This window comes from Enterobacter sp. BWH52, from assembly GCF_001037565.1.
GTDB lineage: Bacteria > Pseudomonadota > Gammaproteobacteria > Enterobacterales > Enterobacteriaceae > Enterobacter > Enterobacter hormaechei_C.
Genome location: NZ_KQ089855.1, coordinates 20,160 through 38,773, shown reverse-complemented (window position 1 = coordinate 38,773; position 18,614 = coordinate 20,160). Strand labels below are relative to the sequence as shown.

Genomic DNA, 18,614 nt, shown 5'->3' with positions numbered 1-18,614 from the left:
CTTAAGCGACGGGGCTTTGACCAGATAAGGGTGTCGAAAGGTATTTACTTTAAGTTAATGCCTGGGTAGAGCCGCGCACAATTAGCTCACAATCCAGTAGCCGTGACCCACTGCTAACTGTTTGACCGTGCAGCTGATCCAGCAAAAGCAGCATCGCTTCCCGGCCAATGTCATACCGCGGCTGTGCAACGGTCGAAAGCGGCGGATCGCAAAACTCCGAAAGCGAAATATTATCAAAACCGATTATCGACAGGTCCTGCGGCACACGCAGGCCGTGACGTTTGGCGTAGGATAACGCCCCCAGCGCCATCACGTCGCTGTGGCAGAAGACCGCGGTAGGCGGTTCTGGCAAGGCCAGCAATTTTTCCAGCGCCTGCCCGCCCGCTTCAAAGGTGAAATCACCGCGCGCAATGTAGTGCGGATCGACGATAGCCCCGGTACGGCGCAGCGCCTGAACGTAGCCCTGCAAGCGGTAATGACACAGCGGCATCTCTTCTGGTCCGGCGATACAACCGATGCGCTTATGCCCCAGTTCCTGAAGATAGTTCACGGCGTTGAACGCGGCGGTGAGGTTATCGATATGAACGGTTGGCAGCTCCAGCTCCGGCGCGAATTCGTTCGCCATGACCATCGGCGGTAAATTGCGCTGTTCTTCAATGCTGGCATCAAACGGCAGGCGTGAGCCAAGCAGCAGCATGCCATCAATCTGCTTGGTGATGATCAGGTCGATGAACGTTTTTTCCTGCTGGTTCTGGTGGGCACAATCGCCAATCAGCACCAGATAGCCCTGGGCGGCGGCCGTGACTTCAATGCCGCGGATGATTTCGCTGAAAAAGGGATCGCAGATGTCGGGCACGATCACCAGGATGGTGCGGGATTCGTTGCGTTTTACGTTACGCCCCATGGCTTGCGGAAAATAACCGACCTCAAGCGCCGCCTTTTCAACCCGGTTTCGGGTCGCCTGGGAGACTTTGTCAGGGTTCATCAATGCGCGGGACACGGTTGCTGTTGAGACTTGTGCTTTCTCGGCAACGTCTTTCATGGTCGCCGAGGCAACCTCTTTCCTGGACTTCAACGTCTTCTCCTCGCCTGAACACCGAACTGCGGACCGCACCATTTTTACAGATAGTTAATGGAATCGGTTACAGAATTTTCATAAAAAGTGTGAGGCGCATTAAATTTTTCGATCCGTCTTCAGCCTTCAATCGGATCGACGTCCAGAACCCACTTCACTTTTCGCGCTTCCGGCAGGGTATTGATCAGCGCCAGCGTGCCGCTGACGATCTGCTGTAAACGGATACGCGAGGGGTGCTGAAGTAAGAGTTGCCAGCGGAAACGGCCGCCGCGTTTCGGGGCGAGCGCGGGTACCGGGCCTAAAATCCACAGCTGATTATCCACCAGCGGGCTGGCTTGCAGGAGGTTTCTCAGCTGTTGCAGGAACAGCGGCGCCTGCTGGTTATTATGGTCTTCCGCACGGATGATAACGTGGCTGGTCCACGGGGGAAGCTGCATCGTCTGACGTTCGGCCAGCGCCTGGTCCGCGAAGGCGTCATAGCCTTTGTGCAGCAGGGTTTGCAGCAGCGGATGTTCAGGGTGGTGCGTTTGCAGCACCACCTCGCCCTGCTTACCCGCTCGACCAGCGCGACCGGCAACCTGGGTATAAAGCTGGGCGAAACGCTCGGCGGAGCGAAAATCCGCGGAGAACAGCGCGCCGTCGACGTCCAGCAGGGCGACCAGCGTCACGTCCGGGAAGTGGTGCCCTTTCGCCAGCATCTGAGTACCAATCAGGATACGCGCGCCGCCGCGATGTACTTCCGCCAGTTGCTGCTCCAGCGCCCCTTTACGGCTGGTGGTATCCCTGTCGATACGGGAGATGGGCACATCCGGGAAGAAGGGCGCGAGCGCCTGTTCAAGCTGTTCCGTTCCCAGACCGACCGGCACGATGTGCGTTGAGCCGCAGGACGGGCACTGACGGGGGACCGGACGCTGGCTGTCGCAGTGGTGGCAGCGCAAATGGCGCTGAGCCTGGTGGAAGGTGTAGTAGTGATCGCAGCGCGGGCACTCCGCGATCCAGCCGCAGTCGTGGCACAGCAGCGCAGGCGCAAAGCCGCGGCGGTTCAGGAACAGGATCACCTGGTTGCCCGCCTGCAAATGCTGACGCATGCGGCTAATCAGCGCAGGCGCTAACCCGGCCTGCACCTGCTGACCTTTCAGATCCAGCACATGCTGAATGGCCGGGCGGGCATTTCCCGCGCGGCGCGTCAGGCGCAGCATGTGGTATTTACGCTGGCGAACGTTGTGCAGCGTTTCAAGCGCGGGGGTGGCAGACCCGAGAATAATGGGGATTTGCTCGCTGTGGGCGCGGTACACGGCTAAGTCGCGGGCGTGATAGCGCCAGCCTTCCTGCTGTTTATAGGAGCTGTCATGCTCTTCATCGATCACGATAACGCCGAGATTTTTAAACGGCGTAAACAGCGATGAACGGGTGCCGATCACAATCGCCGCTTCGCCGTTTTTCGCTTTCAGCCAGGCGCTGAGGCGCTCGCTGTCGTTCAGGCCGGAGTGCAGAACCTCAACGGGCGCATTAAAACGTTCACGGAAACGCGCGATGGTTTGCGGCGTCAGGCCGATTTCCGGCACCATCACCAGCGCCTGTTTGCCCTGCGCGAGCACGTTTTCCAGCACGCTCAGATACACTTCGGTTTTACCGGAGCCGGTGACGCCCGCCAGCAGCCAGGCGGAAAAACGATCGGCAGCGCTGTGAATCGCGCCTACGGCGGTGGCCTGCTCGGTATTCAGACGCAGACGATCGCCCGAGACGGAAAAGCCGTCGCGCCAGTCGTGAAGGGCAGGTGCTTCACTGGCCAGCTCGCTCAGCCCTTTCTTCCTTAATGCCTGCAACGCGGTTTCGCTTACCTCAAGCTCGTCGACCTGATGGCGCCAGATTTTTCCCTGGCGCAGCGCGGCCAACGCCTGCTGCTGTTTTTGCGAGCGCTTCAGGCTGTTAATGTCCACCGCCTGGCCCTGCTCGGTGGCAAACCAGTACCACATTGGCGCGTGGCTGGCGCTCTTACCCTGGCGCAGCATAATGGGCAGGGCATGGAACAGGACGTCGCCAATCGGATGATGATAATAATCTGCCGCCCACAGCAGCAGTCGCCAGGTGCTGGTGGAGTAAACCGGCTCGCTGTCCAGCACCTCAACAACCGATTTCAGCTCGTTAAGCGGCAGTTCGCTTTTGTCGCTGACGGACACCACGATCCCCACGCGCTGCTGTTTGCCAAACGGCACGGTCACGCGACAGCCCGCTTTGGCGCTCATGCTGTCGGGCAGCAGGTAGTCAAAGGTGCGGGGAAGCGGAACGGGCAGGGCAACGTGAGCGACGGGCATCGAATCTTCCTGACTTGAAAAGTGGCGCGTTAGTATACACATTAGTGAAAGCGGCGTGCGGATCAGTTTGCATACGTTGGTCAAATTCTGTATGATTCGCCGCCTTTGGTGTATTTTACGCCAAAGAACTTACATTCAACATCGCGTGGTGTCTGGCGTTAGGGCTGGAAGAGCGACGCGGCCTTAACTGAGGTTCTCCCATGAAAAAAGATATTCACCCGAAATACGAAATGATTACTGCAAACTGCTCTTGCGGTAACTCTATCCAGATCCGCTCTACCGTGGGTCACGATCTGAACCTGGACGTGTGCGGCAAATGCCACCCGTTCTACACTGGTAAGCAGCGTGATGTTGCAACCGGTGGCCGTGTTGACCGCTTCAACAAGCGTTTCAGCATCCCGGGCGCTAAATAAGCATCCAGAAGAAACCGCCTCCGGGCGGTTTTTTTGTGCCTGTAATATCTCTCCTGAATTAATTCTGTATTTATATTTTCTCTTCAAATATATATTTTAATTTTTCCGAAAAATAATCACCGTGTCTTAATATATTCCTATTTATACGGATAGTGAGCTTTATCTCTGTATTCTTGGCCTGTTTGCCATTTTATTGCCGGATATGGCAATAAATAAAAGGTTTCCCTCTGGGTGTAAAATTACACTGCGCTCGACATAAATTCTTATTTGCCATTTCAACAGCGATGGCTTTCAGGGTGTATTTACTTTGAGGGAAAAAGGATGAAACTGAAGCAACTTTTATTCGTGCTTCCATTACTATCGTGCGCGGCGCAGGCGGGATATGTTGATTACCGACACGAGTATTACGACGATGGACGTAACTATGACCGTGTATACATGTCACACCGTTTCGGGACGGGCTTTGGTGTGGCCGTAGAGGCCGTCTCACGCTCAGACGAAAAGCAATCTAATGATGCGCTCAATAATATGGAGAGTAACAGCAACGAATATACTGCCAGCTACCAGTTTACCTGGCAGGGATTTATCTGGCAGCCGGGTGTCGCGGTTGAAATGGGTGACGACATGGCTATTTATAAACCCTATTTACGCGTACAGTATAATATTAATGACAGCTGGTGGACGGCGTTCCGTTATCGTACCGAATATACCCGCCGTAATGCAGACGGTAAAGATGACAGACTGGTATATCGCCCGGAAATGTGGCTGGGATATAATATTGATAACTGGATGTTTGAGCTGAACGGAATTTATAAATTCGCCGACAACGAAGATCTGTATAACAACAAAAAAGAGGATTACGAATATAACTTCCGCGTGGCGTATAACATCGATTCGTGGGTGCCATTCGTGGAGGTGGGTAATGTCTCTTCCGGCTATAACACTGCTACCACTGACGACCGACAAACGCGTCTGCGTGTCGGCTTAGGTTACAACTTCTGAGAAACCATCCCGCTGAGCACCCTCAGCGGGACCGCATCGCTGTTAGTATTCCCAGGTCTCCGGGTCGATACCCAGTTCACGCATGATCACCTTCGCCTCTTCCGGGATTTCGTCACTGCGTTCTTTACGCAGATCGTCATCGTTCGGCAACGGTTGGCCGGTAAACGCATGCAGGAACGCTTCGCACAGCAGTTCGCTGTTAGTGGCGTGACGCAGGTTGTTCACCTGACGACGCGTACGTTCATCGGTGAGGATCTTCAACACCTTCAGAGGAATGGACACCGTGATTTTCTTGACTTGCTCACTCTTCTTACCGTGCTCAGCGTATGGGCTGATATATTCGCCGCTCCATTCAGCCATGAGATACCTTTAATCCTCTCAGTCATTAATCTAAAGGTGCAAAACCCGTAACCATCAGTTTTGAACCGTAATCTTGCGTAGTTTACCGTAGAGACGATACCGAGGCACGGATATTGCCGCTGTAGCGTGTCCTAAAGCATATAATTTTAACGGCTATTTGCGCATTGCTCAATCTATACGCAAAGAAGTTTAGATGTCCAGATGTATTGACGTCCATACTTTCAATGTTTACTCTGGTGCCTGACTTTTCACCTCATTCGCCAGGAAGCCTCACCATGACGCGTAAACAGGCCACCATCGCAGTGCGTAGCGGATTGAATGATGACGAGCAGTACGGCTGCGTTGTCCCGCCAATTCATCTCTCCAGTACCTATAATTTCACCGGATTTAATGAACCTCGCGCGCATGACTACTCGCGTCGCGGCAATCCTACGCGCGACGTCACCCAGCGCGCGCTGGCGGAACTGGAAGGCGGCGCAGGGGCGGTATTAACCAATACCGGCATGTCTGCCATTCACCTGGTAACCACAGTGTTCCTGAAACCTGGCGATCTGCTGGTGGCGCCACACGACTGTTACGGCGGCAGCTATCGTCTGTTTGATAGCCTGGCGAAACGTGGCTGCTACCGTGTGCTGTTTGTCGATCAAAACGACGAACAGGCGCTGAAACAGGCGCTTGCCGAGCAGCCGAAGCTGGTTCTGGTGGAAAGTCCAAGCAATCCATTGTTGCGCGTAGTCGATATTGCGAAAATTTGTCAGCTCGCAAGGGATGCGGGAGCGATAAGTGTAGTGGATAATACGTTCCTCAGTCCGGCCCTTCAGAACCCACTGGCACTGGGTGCCGATCTGGTGTTGCATTCATGCACGAAATATCTGAACGGCCATTCTGACGTGGTGGCGGGCGTGGTGATTGCCAAAGATCCCGACGTTGTCACCGAACTGGCATGGTGGGCCAATAACATTGGCGTCACCGCGGGCGCGTTCGACAGCTATTTGCTGCTGCGCGGTATTCGCACGCTATCACCGCGTATGGACGTGGCGCAGCGTAATGCCCAGGCGATCGTGGATTTCCTGAAAACCCAGCCGCTGGTGAAAAAGCTTTATCACCCGTCGCTGCCGGAAAACCAGGGGCACGAGATTGCCGCGCGCCAACAGAAAGGATTTGGCGCGATGTTAAGTTTTGAACTGGACGGTGACGAGCAAACGCTGCGTCGCTTCCTGAGCGGGTTGTCATTGTTTACGCTGGCGGAATCCTTAGGGGGAGTAGAAAGCTTGATCTCCCACGCCGCAACTATGACGCACGCAGGTATGGCACCCGAAGCACGTGCCGCCGCCGGGATTTCCGAGACGCTGCTACGTATCTCGACCGGTATTGAAGATTCTGAAGATTTAATTGCCGATCTGGAAAATGGCTTCCGGGTCGCAGCCAAGGGGTAATCATGAGTGTGATAGCGCAGGCAGGGGCGAAGGGTCGTCAGCTGCACAAGTTTGGTGGTAGTAGTCTTGCTGATGTGAAATGTTACCTGCGTGTCGCAGGGATCATGACCGAGTATTCACAGCCGGGGGACATGATGGTTGTCTCTGCGGCAGGCAGCACCACCAACCAGTTGATTAGCTGGCTGAAACTGAGCCAGACCGATCGCCTCTCTGCGCATCAGGTGCAACAGTCCTTACGTCGTTACCAGAGCGAACTGATTGCCGGTTTGCTGCCTGCGGACGTGGCGGACGGGCTGATTAGCGCTTTTACGCACGACCTTGAGCGTCTGGCCGCTCTGCTGGACAGCGGCATTACCGATGCGGTGTATGCCGAAGTGGTTGGCCACGGTGAAGTGTGGTCTGCGCGCCTGATGGCCGCCGTGCTGCAACACCTGGGTGTGGAAGCCGCCTGGCTCGACGCGCGTGATTTCCTGCGTGCCGAACGTGCCGCGCAGCCGCAGGTGGATGAAGGGTTGTCCTACCCACTGCTGCAACAGCTGCTGGTGCAACATCCCGGTAAACGTATTGTCGTCACCGGCTTTATCAGCCGCAGCAATGCCGGCGAAACCGTTCTGCTGGGCCGTAACGGCTCTGACTACTCGGCAACACAGATTGGTGCCCTGGCGGGCGTGTCCCGCGTCACCATCTGGAGCGACGTGGCCGGTGTGTACAGCGCGGACCCGCGCAAAGTGAAAGATGCCTGCCTGCTGCCGCTGCTGCGTCTCGACGAAGCGAGCGAGCTGGCGCGTCTGGCGGCCCCGGTGCTGCACGCGCGCACGCTACAGCCGGTTTCCGGCAGCGACATCGACCTGCAACTACGCTGTAGCTACACGCCGGATCAGGGTTCCACCCGCATCGAGCGCGTGCTGGCATCCGGTACGGGCGCGCGCATTGTCACCAGCCACGATGACATCTGCCTGATTGAGTTCCAGGTGCCTGCGGGCCAGGATTTCAAACTGGCGCACAAAGATATCGACACCATCCTGAAACGTGCCCAGGTGCGTCCGCTGGCCGTTGGCGTACATAACGATCGTCAGCTGTTGCAGTTCTGCTATACCGCTGAAGTGGTGGACAGCGCCCTGAAAATTCTGGATGAAGCGGGCCTGCCGGGCGAGCTTCGCCTGCGTCAGGGGCTGGCGCTGGTGGCGATGGTGGGCGCGGGCGTCACCCGTAACCCGCTCCACTGCCACCGCTTCTGGCAGCAGCTGAAAGGCCAGCCGGTGGAGTTCACCTGGCAATCAGAAGAGGGCATCAGCCTGGTTGCCGTTCTGCGTAAAGGGCCAACCGAAAGCCTGATTCAGGGCCTGCATACCTCCCTGTTCCGTGCGGAAAAACGCATCGGCCTGGTGCTGTTTGGTAAAGGCAACATCGGTTCCCGCTGGCTGGAGCTGTTCGCCCGCGAACAGGTCACGCTCTCGGCGCGTACCGGGTTTGAATTTATTCTGGCAGGGGTGGTGGACAGCCGCCGCAGCCTGCTGAACTACGAAGGGCTGGACGCCAGCCGGGCGCTGGCCTTCTTTAACGATGAAGCGGTTGAGCAGGATGAAGAGTCGCTGTTCCTGTGGATGCGCGCGCACCCGTACGACGATCTGGTGGTGCTGGATGTGACTGCCAGCGAACAGCTGGCCGATCAGTATCTGGATTTCGCCAGCCACGGTTTCCACGTCATCAGCGCCAACAAACTGGCGGGCGCGAGCAGCACTGATAAATACCGTCAGATCCATGACGCATTCGAAAAAACGGGTCGTCACTGGCTGTATAACGCCACCGTTGGCGCGGGCCTGCCGGTGAACCATACCGTGCGCGACCTGATTGAAAGCGGCGACAGCATTCTGGCGCTGAGCGGGATCTTCTCCGGCACGCTCTCCTGGCTGTTTTTGCAGTTTGACGGCACCGTTCCGTTCACCGACCTGGTGGATCAGGCGTGGCAGCAGGGCTTAACCGAGCCGGATCCGCGCGTTGACCTTGCCGGTAAAGATGTGATGCGTAAGCTGGTGATCCTGGCGCGTGAAGCCGGCTACGACATTGAGCCGGGTCAGGTACGCGTTGAGTCTCTGGTGCCTGCGGGCTGCGAGGAGGGGTCCGTCGATCACTTCTTCGAGAACGGTGACGAGCTGAACGAGCAGATGGTGCAACGTCTGGAAGCGGCTAACGAGATGGGCCTGGTGCTGCGTTATGTGGCGCGTTTCGAGGCGAACGGTAAAGCGCGCGTGGGCGTGGAGGCGGTGCGTCCTGAACATCCGCTGGCGGCGCTCCTGCCATGCGACAACGTCTTCGCCATCGAAAGCCGCTGGTACCGCGATAACCCGCTGGTGATCCGTGGCCCGGGCGCGGGGCGCGATGTCACCGCCGGAGCCATTCAGTCCGACATTAATCGTCTGGCTAAGCTGCTGTAACGTCTGCATTTCCCTCTCCCTGTGGGAGAGGGTCGGGGTGAGGGTATCAGACCGCACTCACCCCCATCATGAATGCCCTTCATCTTCCCTGAACAAACCTCACCGTTAATGTTGATTATTTCTGTTGACGTCATCCCGCTTTTCCGTCATTTTTACATCTGGACGTCTAAACGTATAGAAGTTCACAACACAACAGACAATGACACGCGATTGATAGGGGTAGGGTATGAGCTTTTTTCACGCCAACCAGCGGGAAGCACTGAACCAGAGCCTGGCCGAAGTAAACGGCCAGATTAACGTCTCTTTTGAATTTTTCCCGCCGCGCACCAGTGAAATGGAGCAAACCCTGTGGAGCTCTATCGATCGCCTGAGCAGCCTCAAGCCGAAGTTCGTCTCCGTGACCTACGGCGCCAACTCCGGTGAGCGTGACCGCACGCACAGCATCATTAAGGGCATTAAAGACCGAACCGGTCTGGAAGCGGCGCCGCACCTGACCTGTATCGACGCCACCCGTGATGAACTGCGCGCCATTGCCCAGGACTACTGGAATAACGGCATTCGCCACATTGTGGCCCTGCGCGGCGACCTCCCGCCAGGCAGCGGTAAGCCAGAGATGTTTGCCGCCGATCTGGTCGGCCTGCTGAAAGACGTTGCCGACTTTGATATCTCCGTGGCCGCCTACCCTGAAGTTCACCCGGAAGCCAAAAGTGCCCAGGCGGATCTGCTCAACCTGAAGCGTAAAGTGGAGGCTGGTGCTAACCGTGCGATTACTCAGTTCTTCTTTGACGTTGAAAGCTACCTGCGCTTTCGTGACCGCTGCGTCTCGGCAGGTATTGATGTCGAAATCATCCCTGGTATTCTGCCGGTCTCGAACTTCAAACAGGCGAAGAAATTCGCGGATATGACCAACGTGCGCATTCCGCTGTGGATGTCCAAAATGTATGAAGGGCTGGACGACGACCCGGAAACCCGCAAGCTGGTGGGAGCCAATATCGCGATGGACATGGTGAAGATTTTAAGCCGCGAAGGGGTGAAAGATTTCCATTTCTATACCCTGAATCGCGCGGAAATGAGCTATGCCATTTGCCATACGCTCGGTGTTCGCCCGGCGCTGTAAAGTAAAAAGCCCTCATAAAACGAGGGTTTTTTAATCGAACAGAGAGTTAAAAGGTATTAGCTATCGAATCTGTGGATTAATTCAACTATCTCTTATCGCTAGTGGTGTATATCGTAACGGTAACACTGTAAAGGGAGCATAGCGATGAGCATGTCAGACGAGACCAATAACGCGGCATCCGCCGGCAAATGTCCGTTCCACCAGGGCGGCGTCGATCACAGCGCGGGTGCAGGTACCGGCAGCAAAGAATGGTGGCCTAAACAACTCCGCATCGATCTTCTAAACCAACATTCCAACCGTTCGAACCCGCTGGGTGAAGACTTCGACTACCGCAAAGAATTCAGCAAGCTCGACTATTCCGCCCTTAAGGGCGATCTCAAAGCCCTTTTAACCGACTCACAACCGTGGTGGCCTGCCGACTGGGGAAGCTATGCGGGCCTGTTTATTCGTATGGCCTGGCACGGTGCGGGTACCTATCGCTCCGTTGACGGTCGCGGCGGCGCGGGGCGCGGCCAGCAACGTTTTGCGCCGCTGAACTCCTGGCCTGATAACGTCAGCCTGGATAAGGCTCGCCGTCTGCTGTGGCCAGTTAAGCAAAAATACGGACAAAAAATCTCCTGGGCCGACCTGTTTATCCTCGCGGGTAACGTGGCGCTGGAGAACTCCGGCTTCCGCACTTTTGGTTTCGGTGCCGGGCGTGAAGACGTCTGGGAACCGGATCTGGACGTGAACTGGGGCGATGAAAAAGCCTGGCTGACCCACCGTGACCCGGAAGCGCTGGCGAAGCGCCCGCTTGCGGCCACTGAAATGGGCCTGATTTACGTTAACCCCGAAGGGCCAAACGCCAGCGGTGAACCGCTGTCTGCGGCGGCGGCGATCCGCGCTACCTTTGGCAACATGGGCATGAACGACGAAGAGACCGTCGCGCTGATTGCAGGCGGCCATACGCTCGGTAAAACGCACGGCGCAGGCGAAGCCACGCATGTGGGCACTGACCCGGAAGCGTCACCGATTGAAGCGCAGGGCCTGGGCTGGGCCAGCACGCACGGCACCGGTATTGGCGCTGACGCCATCACCTCCGGGCTGGAAGTTATCTGGTCTCAAACCCCGACCCAGTGGAGCAACTACTTCTTCGAGAACCTGTTCAAATACGAATGGGTGCAGACGCGTAGCCCGGCGGGCGCCATTCAGTTTGAAGCCGTGGATGCGCCGGAAATTATGCCTGACCCGTTTGACCCGTCGAAAAAACGCAAGCCAACCATGCTGGTCACCGACCTGACGCTGCGTTTTGATCCGGAATTCGAGAAAATTTCCCGTCGCTTCCTGAACGATCCGCAGGCCTTCAACGAAGCCTTTGCGCGCGCGTGGTTCAAGCTGACCCACCGCGATATGGGGCCAAAAGCGCGGTACATCGGCCCGGAAGTGCCGAAAGAAGATCTGATTTGGCAGGATCCGCTGCCGCAGCCGGTGTTCCATCCGACGCAGGAAGATATTGAAAGCCTGAAAGCGGAAATCGCGGCCTCTGGTCTCTCCGTGAGCGAGCTGGTTTCCGTGGCCTGGGCGTCGGCATCGACCTTCCGCGGCGGCGACAAGCGTGGCGGCGCTAACGGCGCGCGTCTGGCGCTGGCGCCTCAGCGCGACTGGGATGTGAACGCCGCGGCGGTACGGGCGTTACCGGCTCTGGAAGCTATTCAGCGCACCACTAATAAAGCCTCACTGGCCGATATCATCGTGCTGGCAGGTGTTGTGGGCGTTGAGCAGGCGGCGAAAGCGGCAGGCGTTTACGTCAACGTACCGTTTACCCCAGGCCGCGTAGATGCGCGTCAGGACCAGACGGACATCGAGATGTTTAACCTGCTCGAACCGGTTGCCGACGGTTTCCGCAACTACCGTGCGCAGGTGGATGTATCCACCACCGAGTCGCTGCTGATCGACAAAGCCCAGCAGCTGACCCTGACCGCGCCGGAACTGACGGTGCTAATCGGCGGTCTGCGCGTACTGGGTGCAAACTTCGATGGCAGCAAGAATGGCGTGTTTACCAACCGCGAGGGCGTGCTGAGCAACGACTTCTTCGTTAATCTGCTGGATATGAACACCCAGTGGAAAGCGACCGATGACTCAAACGAGCTGTTTGCCGGTAGCGATCGCGCCAGCGGAGAAGTGAAATACACCGCCACCCGCGCCGATCTGGTCTTCGGTTCAAACGCCGTCCTGCGTGCGCTGGCCGAAGTATACGCCAGCAGTGATGCACACGAGAAGTTCGTCCGTGATTTTGTTGCCGCGTGGGCGCGAGTGATGGATTTGGACCGGTTTGACGTGAAGTAACCCATGTGCCGGGTGGCGGCTACGCCTTACCCGGCCTACAAATTAAAGTGCCATGTAGGCCGGGTAAGCGCAGCGCCACCCGGCTTTTTTCGTTACTCCCACTCCTGCAAGAATCGCTGTCCATACTGGTCGGCCACCAGCAGCGCCGCATAGACCTGATCCGGCGTGACGCCGCCAGGCATGTTGTGAATGGTTTCACCTTCGGCGCAGGACGCTTCCGCGATCAGCCGCATTTTGGCCGGAATATCCTCTTTGATGTTCAGCTGCGCCAGGGTGATCGGCAGCCCAACGCTGTGGCAAAGCGCGGCGACGGTCTCAATTTCTTCAACCGGCGCGTTCTCCAGTACCAGCTGTGTCAGCGTGCCGAACGCGACCTTTTCACCATGGTAAAAATGATGCGCATCCGGCACCGCCGTCATGCCGTTGTGAATGGCATGCGCCGCCGCCAGCCCGCCGCTTTCAAAGCCCACCCCGCTGAGATAGGTGTTGGCTTCGATAATGCGTTCCAGCGCCGGTGTGACGACATGCTGCTCTGCCGCCAGCATCGCTTTCTCGCCCTCTTCAACCAGCGTGTTGTAGCACAGCTCTGCCAGCGCTAACGCTGCCTGCGTGCACTTGCCACCCGCCATGGTCGTGGCGCCGCTGCGCGAACAGGCGCGCGCTTCAAACCAGGTTGCCAGTGCATCGCCAATCCCGGCGGCCAGCAGGCGCGCAGGTGCGCCTGCCACCACTTTGGTATCGACAATCACCATGTTCGGGTTGTGCGGCAGCATCAGGTAGCGATCGAACTCACCGCTGTCGGTATAAATCACGGAGAGGGCGCTGCACGGCGCATCGGTGGAGGCAATGGTCGGGGCAATAGCCACCGGCACGTCCATAAAGTGCGCCAGCGCTTTGGCGGTATCCAGCGTTTTTCCGCCGCCGATACCCAGCACCGCCAGGCAGTCGGCGCTGTCGGCCAGCTTTTTCAGGCGATCGATTTCATTTTGCGAACATTCGCCACCAAACGGTGCGATTTCGGCATGGAGTCCGGCTTTTTTAAAACTCTGACGCAGGGTTTCTTCAGCAAAACCCAGCACAAATTTATCGCCCACCACCAGCCAGCGATTCGCCAGCGGCTTCAGGTAGTCGCCGAGGCGAGTAAGAACATCTGCACCCTGGATGTATTTCCCCGGCGATTGAATAATACGGTCCATAACAGTTCTCCCTTAGAGGTTGAGGTTACCAAACGCGTTTTTCCAGTCCTGCTCGAACTTCTCTATGGCTGACTCTACCGCTGGTGTGTCGAGCATTTGTTGCGCTACGTCTAAGGGAAGCGTGATTGCCTCACATCCTGCCAACAGGCAATCCAGCGCCTGGCGCGGCGTTTTAAAGCTGGCAGCCAGCACCATGCTTTCCGGCGCATGCAGTTCCAGCAGGGACTGCAGCTCCTGTACCATGCCAATACCGTCGCCGCCCTGTGCGTCGACGCGGTTGACGTACGGCGCAACGTATTTCGCGCCTGCCAGCGCGGCCAGTAAACCCTGAGCGGCGCTGTAAACGGCGGTGCCCAGCGTGGTAATTCCCTCTTTCTTCAGCGCCTTAATCGCGATGAGCCCCTGTGCAGTGACGGGAATTTTTACCACGATGTCCGGCAGGGCATTGTTCAGCCGTTTTGCTTCCGCCACCATTTCTTCGGCATCGCGGCTCATGGTTTGAGCAAACAGCATGCCTTCCGGCCCAATGGCTTTTTGCAGGCGCGGCAGCACGTCCCAGATGGATTCACGGCTGGCGGCAATGATGCTCGGGTTGGTGGTAACGCCCGCAATGGGAAAAATGCGCGCCAGGCGTTCAACTTCCGCTACGTTGGCGGTATCCAGGTACAGTTCCATCACTCTTCCTCGTTTTACAGTTCTAATTCGTGTTGTAGCAGGGAAGCAATCGCCTCCCCTGAGCTGGCGTTAACCAGCGCATTGCGGAAATCCTCATGCATGATGCGGCGTGCCAGTCGGGAGAAAATACGCATATGCTGATCGCCCGCGGCGTGTTTATTCAGCGTTAGCATGATGATGAATTGTGCTTCTTCATCTCCCCACATGACGGGGGCTTTCAGGCGTGCAACGCTGATGGTGGATTGCTCAATGTGCTCCGATTTGCTGTGCGGGATAGCAAAGCTAAAGCCGAGCCCGGTGGAGAAGACCGCTTCGCGTGCCCACAGATCGGCCTCCAGCTTGCGTGGATAGCGGCAACGTCCTGCGAGCAGCAGGTTATCGGTCATTCCCTTCATGACCTCTTCTTTGCTGTTCCAGTCATTGTCCAGTGAAATGCAGCGAGGTGTAACCAGAGGTGTGTCCTGCTGATTCATGCGGAACTGCGCCAGCAGGTGCTCCACTTCAAGTGAGGTGCGACACGCCATGGCCTGATTCAGCAACTGGCGGCAGGCGCGGCTATCAAGCTGAGCCAGACGCGCTTTGGTTGCCGGGATAGCGGGCGACCCCATGCTCAGCTCGTCCAAACCCAGACCCACCAGCAATGGCAACACCGAGCCTTTTGCACCCAGTTCGCCGCACAGGCCAATCCATTTCCCCTGGCGATGGACGGCTTGTACCGCGTAATCCAGCGCCCTCAGGAAGGCCGGGTTCAGGCTGTTGTAATGGCGTGTGACTTTGGCGTTATCGCGATCAACAGCCAGCAGATACTGCGTCAGGTCATTGCTACCGATGCTAAAGAAATCAATCTCTTCGCAGCACTTGTCGATGATAAACATCACCGAAGGGACTTCCAGCATGATGCCAAGCGGGATTTTCTCATCAAACGGAATATGCTCAGCGCGGAGCTGTTGTTTCGCTTCGGCAAGTTTCTCTTTCACCCACAGGATCTCTTCCATGGAAGAGATCATCGGGATCATGATCTTCAGGCTGCCGTGAGCAGAGGCGCGCAGGATCGCCCGAAGCTGGGTGGTGAAAAGCACTGCATACTCTTCGTAAATACGTACGGCGCGGTAACCGAGGAACGGGTTATTTTCGGCCGGGATCTTCAGGTACTCTACCGGCTTATCGCCGCCGATATCCATGGTCCGCACGATGATGCTGCGCCCGTTTGCACTTTCCAGTGCCTGACAGAAAATGTTGTAGAGCTCGTTTTCACCGGGCGCGCTGCTGCGGTCCATATAAAGCATTTCGGTGCGAAACAGGCCAACGCCCTCGGCGCCGTTCTCAAAGGCTGCCTGCGCTTCCACCGCATGGGCGATGTTCGCGGCAATCTCAACCCGCAGGCCGTCGGCGGTTCTGGCTTCCCGGTCCAGCCAGATGCCCTGCTGCTCGCGTAGTGCCTGTTGTACCCGTGCTTCCTGTCGGTAGTAGCGCGCCACCGCATCGCTGGCATCGACCACGACGGCACCAGCATTGCCATCGATAAATACGGATTGATTGCGCCACTGCAGCAGGCTTTCATTGTCGACGCCCACCAGCGTCGGAATATTAAAGGAACGTGCAAGAATAACCGTATGCGAGGTTGTTCCACCGCTTTTTAACAGCAGCCCTTTTAGCAAGGTTTTATCCAGTTCCAGGAACTGGCCGGGCGTGAGGTCGTCAGCAAGGCAGACGCTCGGCTGCGTCAGTTGCCCCGGAGACGGGAAACGCGCTTCACCGTAGATATGCTGTAAAAGCTGATAGCAGACGTCGCGTACGTCCAGCACACGTTCCTGCAAATACGTGCTGCTGGAACGAGAGAACGTATCGCAGAAATGGTTCGCCGTGGCGATGATGGCCTGAGCGCAGCTTAAGCCCCGGTTGACCCCTGACAGGAGGTGCTGGCGCAGCGAGGTATCCGTAGCCAGCGAACGATGGGCTTCAAGAATGGCGCTGGCGGTGCTGTCGCTGTCCAGCGCGCGCAGCTCAATGTTTTTCACCATCAGGGTGAGACCATTATCCAGTGCTAACTGCTCATCTCCTTCGTCTTTCGCTTCGGCTAAATCTGACAGTGCGTTGAGATCCAGCGAGGCCAGCAAGGTCAACACGCCCTGGGCGCTACCGCTGCAAACGGGCAGGGCGCGGAAAAGCGTTGGATTAAGGCGCGCGAGGGATTCTGGCAGCGGATCGCGCTCAATATTAATGGCTTCTGCGAGCGGCGCATCACAGTGTGGGAACTCTTCCCGGAGCCATTGTTCCAGTTGCTGATAGGCGTTCTGCTCATCTTCACCTTGGATCACCAGACGACAGGCATCGCCTGCCAGCGTATCGGTGCCAATGACTGCCAGTGCGCTCTTGGCATTCCCTTTACGGTCTGTGCGCAGGTTGTGCCATTCGATTTGCGAGATAAACGTATTGCACAGCGTTTCCACATGACTTGCCGGACGCGCGTGAACACCGTTGGGTAATTCACAGGTAAATTCCACTACGAGAGCCATACACACTCCTGAAATCAATCCTCATTCATTGGGCAACAGCATACGAGTGTGTTGATGACGCGCGCCATGTGACAAATCTGCCAAAAGCTGGACAAATGTAATGTCACGTGGAAAGTGAGATTTGACTCACAGGTTGTGGTCCTTTGTCTTATGCGTAACGTCTATCAGAAATGTCGAGGCGGATCGCATTTTTATTTCGACATTACAAAAATCCAGTAAATGGCCTTTTTGTCTCCTGTCCGCCGTCTTCCTGATTGCCTATTGTTTGCCACAACATCTTTATGGTTTTAGGCCAGGAGCGACATATGAAAGAGTTGGTGCATATTCTCAAGAACACGCGGCAGCATCTGATGACTGGGGTGTCGCACATGATCCCGTTTGTGGTCTCGGGCGGCATTTTGCTGGCGGTTTCGGTCATGTTGTATGGCAAAGGCGCGGTGCCCGATGCCGCAACTGATCCCAACCTGAAAAAGCTCTTTGATATCGGCGTGGCGGGGTTAACGCTGATGGTGCCATTCCTCGCCGCCTATATCGGCTACTCCATTGCAGAACGTGCCGCGCTGGCTCCCTGTGCAATTGCCGCCTGGGTGGGCAACAGCTTCGGTGCCGGGTTCTTTGGCGCGATTATCGCCGGGATTTTCGGTGGGATTGTCGTTTGGTACTTGAAAAAACTGCCGGTCCCGAAAGTGCTGCGCTCCGTCATGCCTATCTTCATCATCCCGATTATCGGCACGTTTATCACAGCAGGCATCATGATGTGGGGGCTGGGCGAGCCTGTAGGCGCACTGACCACCGGCCTTACCCAGTGGCTGCAAGGAATGCAGCAGGGCAGCATTGTGGTACTCGCCATTATTATCGGTCTCATGCTGGCGTTCGATATGGGCGGCCCGGTCAACAAAGTGGCGTATGCCTTCATGCTGATTTGCGTTGCGCAGGGCGTCTATACCGTCGTTGCAATTGCCGCCGTGGCTATTTGCATACCACCGCTAGGATTAGGCCTGGCGACGCTGATTAATCGCAAGAATTTTACCGGTGAAGAGCGTGAAGCGGGTAAGGCTGCATTAGTGATGGGCTGCGTGGGGGTCACCGAAGGGGCCATTCCGTTCGCTGCTGCTGATCCTCTGCGCGTTATTCCCTCCATCATGCTGGGATCCGCATGTGGCGCAGTGACGGCCGCCGTGATGGGCGCACAATGCTATGCCGGTTGGGGCGGGCTCATCGTTCTCCCTGTGGTGGAGGGCAAGCTGGGCTACATCGTGGCGGTTGCCGTGGGGGCTGTTGTGACGGCCATTAGCGTTAACGTGCTGAAGAGTTTTGCCCGCAAGAATGCAAAACAGGTCGAGGAAAAAGAGGACGACCTGGATCTGGATTTCGAAATTAACTGATTGAGGAAAAGAACATGGCCCGAATTATCGCAGTAACAGCTTGTCCGTCAGGCGTTGCCCATACCTACATGGCGGCCGAAGCGCTGGAAAGTGCCGCCAAATCTAAAGGTTGGGAAGTGAAGGTTGAAACGCAGGGGTCAATTGGCCTGGAGAACGAACTGACGGCAGAAGACGTTGCCGCCGCCGATATGGTGATCCTGACCAAAGATATCGGCATTAAATTCGAAGAGCGCTTTGCCGGGAAAACCATTGTACGCGTCAATATCAGCGACGCGGTAAAACGCGCCGACGCCATCATGAACAAAATTGATGCCCACCTGGCGCAAATCGCCTGACGCTCTCCCGCCCTTCGGGGCGGGTTCGT

14 protein-coding genes are annotated in these 18,614 nt (G+C 56.8%); 8 read left to right on the top strand and 6 right to left on the bottom strand.

All coding sequences use genetic code 11. From position 1 onward, the window contains the following. Positions 1-49: 49 nt before the first annotated feature. Together cytR and priA are read right to left on the bottom strand one after the other, a co-directional pair. Positions 50-1,075, bottom strand: a complete 1,026-nt coding sequence (cytR, locus tag SK47_RS20935; RefSeq protein WP_003862038.1) for a DNA-binding transcriptional regulator CytR — start codon at positions 1,073-1,075, stop codon at positions 50-52. 119 nt (positions 1,076-1,194) lie between these two features. Further along, complete coding sequence (gene priA / locus SK47_RS20930; protein ID WP_023323887.1) at positions 1,195-3,390, bottom strand: primosomal protein N'; 2,196 nt, start codon at positions 3,388-3,390, stop codon at positions 1,195-1,197. Positions 3,391-3,590: 200 nt separating this feature from the next. Between priA and rpmE the strand changes: the two genes are divergently transcribed. Beyond that, positions 3,591-3,803 (top strand): 50S ribosomal protein L31, encoded by a 213-nt coding sequence (gene rpmE, locus SK47_RS20925; RefSeq protein ID WP_003862040.1) that lies wholly within the window; start codon positions 3,591-3,593, stop codon positions 3,801-3,803. A gap of 321 nt (positions 3,804-4,124) precedes the next feature. Continuing rightward, positions 4,125-4,805, top strand: a complete 681-nt coding sequence (locus SK47_RS20920) for an oligogalacturonate-specific porin KdgM family protein (RefSeq protein ID WP_032608106.1) — start codon at positions 4,125-4,127, stop codon at positions 4,803-4,805. A gap of 42 nt (positions 4,806-4,847) precedes the next feature. Here SK47_RS20920 and metJ read toward each other — a convergent pair whose 3' ends face one another. Next, positions 4,848-5,165, bottom strand: a complete 318-nt coding sequence (gene metJ / locus SK47_RS20915) for a met regulon transcriptional regulator MetJ (RefSeq protein ID WP_003862042.1) — start codon at positions 5,163-5,165, stop codon at positions 4,848-4,850. A 275-nt stretch (positions 5,166-5,440) separates the two neighbouring features. Here metJ and metB point away from each other — a divergent pair, with 275 nt between their 5' ends. The 4 genes from metB to katG all read left to right on the top strand — a co-directional run bounded on the left by metB (position 5,441) and on the right by katG (position 12,478). Then, the gene (gene metB / locus SK47_RS20910; RefSeq protein WP_017383102.1) at positions 5,441-6,601 is read left to right on the top strand and encodes a cystathionine gamma-synthase; all 1,161 of its coding nucleotides are present in this window, start codon (positions 5,441-5,443) and stop codon (positions 6,599-6,601) included. A gap of 2 nt (positions 6,602-6,603) precedes the next feature. Then, positions 6,604-9,036, top strand: coding sequence for a bifunctional aspartate kinase/homoserine dehydrogenase II (locus tag SK47_RS20905; protein ID WP_003862044.1), 2,433 nt, complete (start codon positions 6,604-6,606; stop codon positions 9,034-9,036). A gap of 226 nt (positions 9,037-9,262) precedes the next feature. Then, complete coding sequence (metF, locus tag SK47_RS20900) at positions 9,263-10,153, top strand: methylenetetrahydrofolate reductase (RefSeq protein ID WP_003862045.1); 891 nt, start codon at positions 9,263-9,265, stop codon at positions 10,151-10,153. A gap of 144 nt (positions 10,154-10,297) precedes the next feature. Continuing rightward, positions 10,298-12,478, top strand: a complete 2,181-nt coding sequence (gene katG, locus SK47_RS20895; protein WP_048245117.1) for a catalase/peroxidase HPI — start codon at positions 10,298-10,300, stop codon at positions 12,476-12,478. Between the two features lie 92 nt (positions 12,479-12,570). On the opposite strand, the gene SK47_RS20890 is transcribed toward katG, so the two are convergent. From SK47_RS20890 to ptsP, 3 genes are read right to left on the bottom strand one after another with little or no spacing between them, the layout of a single operon-like run. Further along, a complete protein-coding gene (locus SK47_RS20890) occupies positions 12,571-13,674 on the bottom strand; it encodes a bifunctional L-1,2-propanediol dehydrogenase/glycerol dehydrogenase (protein ID WP_023315034.1) in 1,104 nt (367 codons plus the stop codon). 12 nt (positions 13,675-13,686) lie between these two features. Continuing rightward, entirely contained in the window at positions 13,687-14,349 is a 663-nt protein-coding gene (gene fsa, locus SK47_RS20885; protein WP_023315033.1) for a fructose-6-phosphate aldolase, read from the bottom strand. Positions 14,350-14,363: 14 nt separating this feature from the next. Further along, positions 14,364-16,865, bottom strand: a complete 2,502-nt coding sequence (ptsP, locus tag SK47_RS20880; protein ID WP_048245115.1) for a phosphoenolpyruvate--protein phosphotransferase — start codon at positions 16,863-16,865, stop codon at positions 14,364-14,366. 305 nt (positions 16,866-17,170) lie between these two features. On the opposite strand from ptsP, the gene SK47_RS20875 reads away from it, so the two are divergent. Continuing rightward, positions 17,171-18,250 (top strand): PTS fructose transporter subunit EIIC, encoded by a 1,080-nt coding sequence (locus tag SK47_RS20875; protein WP_045343481.1) that lies wholly within the window; start codon positions 17,171-17,173, stop codon positions 18,248-18,250. A gap of 14 nt (positions 18,251-18,264) precedes the next feature. Continuing rightward, positions 18,265-18,585 carry a PTS fructose-like transporter subunit IIB gene (locus tag SK47_RS20870; protein ID WP_045346531.1) on the top strand — a complete coding sequence of 107 codons (321 nt, stop codon included), beginning with the start codon at positions 18,265-18,267 and terminating at the stop codon, positions 18,583-18,585. Positions 18,586-18,614: the final 29 nt, after the last annotated feature.

Bases quoted from the DNA above. Each gene is read 5' to 3' on its own strand.
- fsa (WP_023315033.1), bottom strand. From the start codon at position 14,349: ATGGAACTGTACCTGGATACCGCCAACGTAGCGGAAGTTGAACGCCTG.
- metB (WP_017383102.1), top strand. From the start codon at position 5,441: ATGACGCGTAAACAGGCCACCATCGCAGTGCGTAGCGGATTGAATGAT.
- SK47_RS20890 (WP_023315034.1), bottom strand. From the start codon at position 13,674: ATGGACCGTATTATTCAATCGCCGGGGAAATACATCCAGGGTGCAGAT.
- katG (WP_048245117.1), top strand. From the start codon at position 10,298: ATGAGCATGTCAGACGAGACCAATAACGCGGCATCCGCCGGCAAATGT.
- rpmE (WP_003862040.1), top strand. From the start codon at position 3,591: ATGAAAAAAGATATTCACCCGAAATACGAAATGATTACTGCAAACTGC.
- SK47_RS20905 (WP_003862044.1), top strand. From the start codon at position 6,604: ATGAGTGTGATAGCGCAGGCAGGGGCGAAGGGTCGTCAGCTGCACAAG.
- priA (WP_023323887.1), bottom strand. From the start codon at position 3,390: ATGCCCGTCGCTCACGTTGCCCTGCCCGTTCCGCTTCCCCGCACCTTT.
- metF (WP_003862045.1), top strand. From the start codon at position 9,263: ATGAGCTTTTTTCACGCCAACCAGCGGGAAGCACTGAACCAGAGCCTG.
- ptsP (WP_048245115.1), bottom strand. From the start codon at position 16,865: ATGGCTCTCGTAGTGGAATTTACCTGTGAATTACCCAACGGTGTTCAC.
- SK47_RS20920 (WP_032608106.1), top strand. From the start codon at position 4,125: ATGAAACTGAAGCAACTTTTATTCGTGCTTCCATTACTATCGTGCGCG.
- metJ (WP_003862042.1), bottom strand. From the start codon at position 5,165: ATGGCTGAATGGAGCGGCGAATATATCAGCCCATACGCTGAGCACGGT.
- SK47_RS20875 (WP_045343481.1), top strand. From the start codon at position 17,171: ATGAAAGAGTTGGTGCATATTCTCAAGAACACGCGGCAGCATCTGATG.
- SK47_RS20870 (WP_045346531.1), top strand. From the start codon at position 18,265: ATGGCCCGAATTATCGCAGTAACAGCTTGTCCGTCAGGCGTTGCCCAT.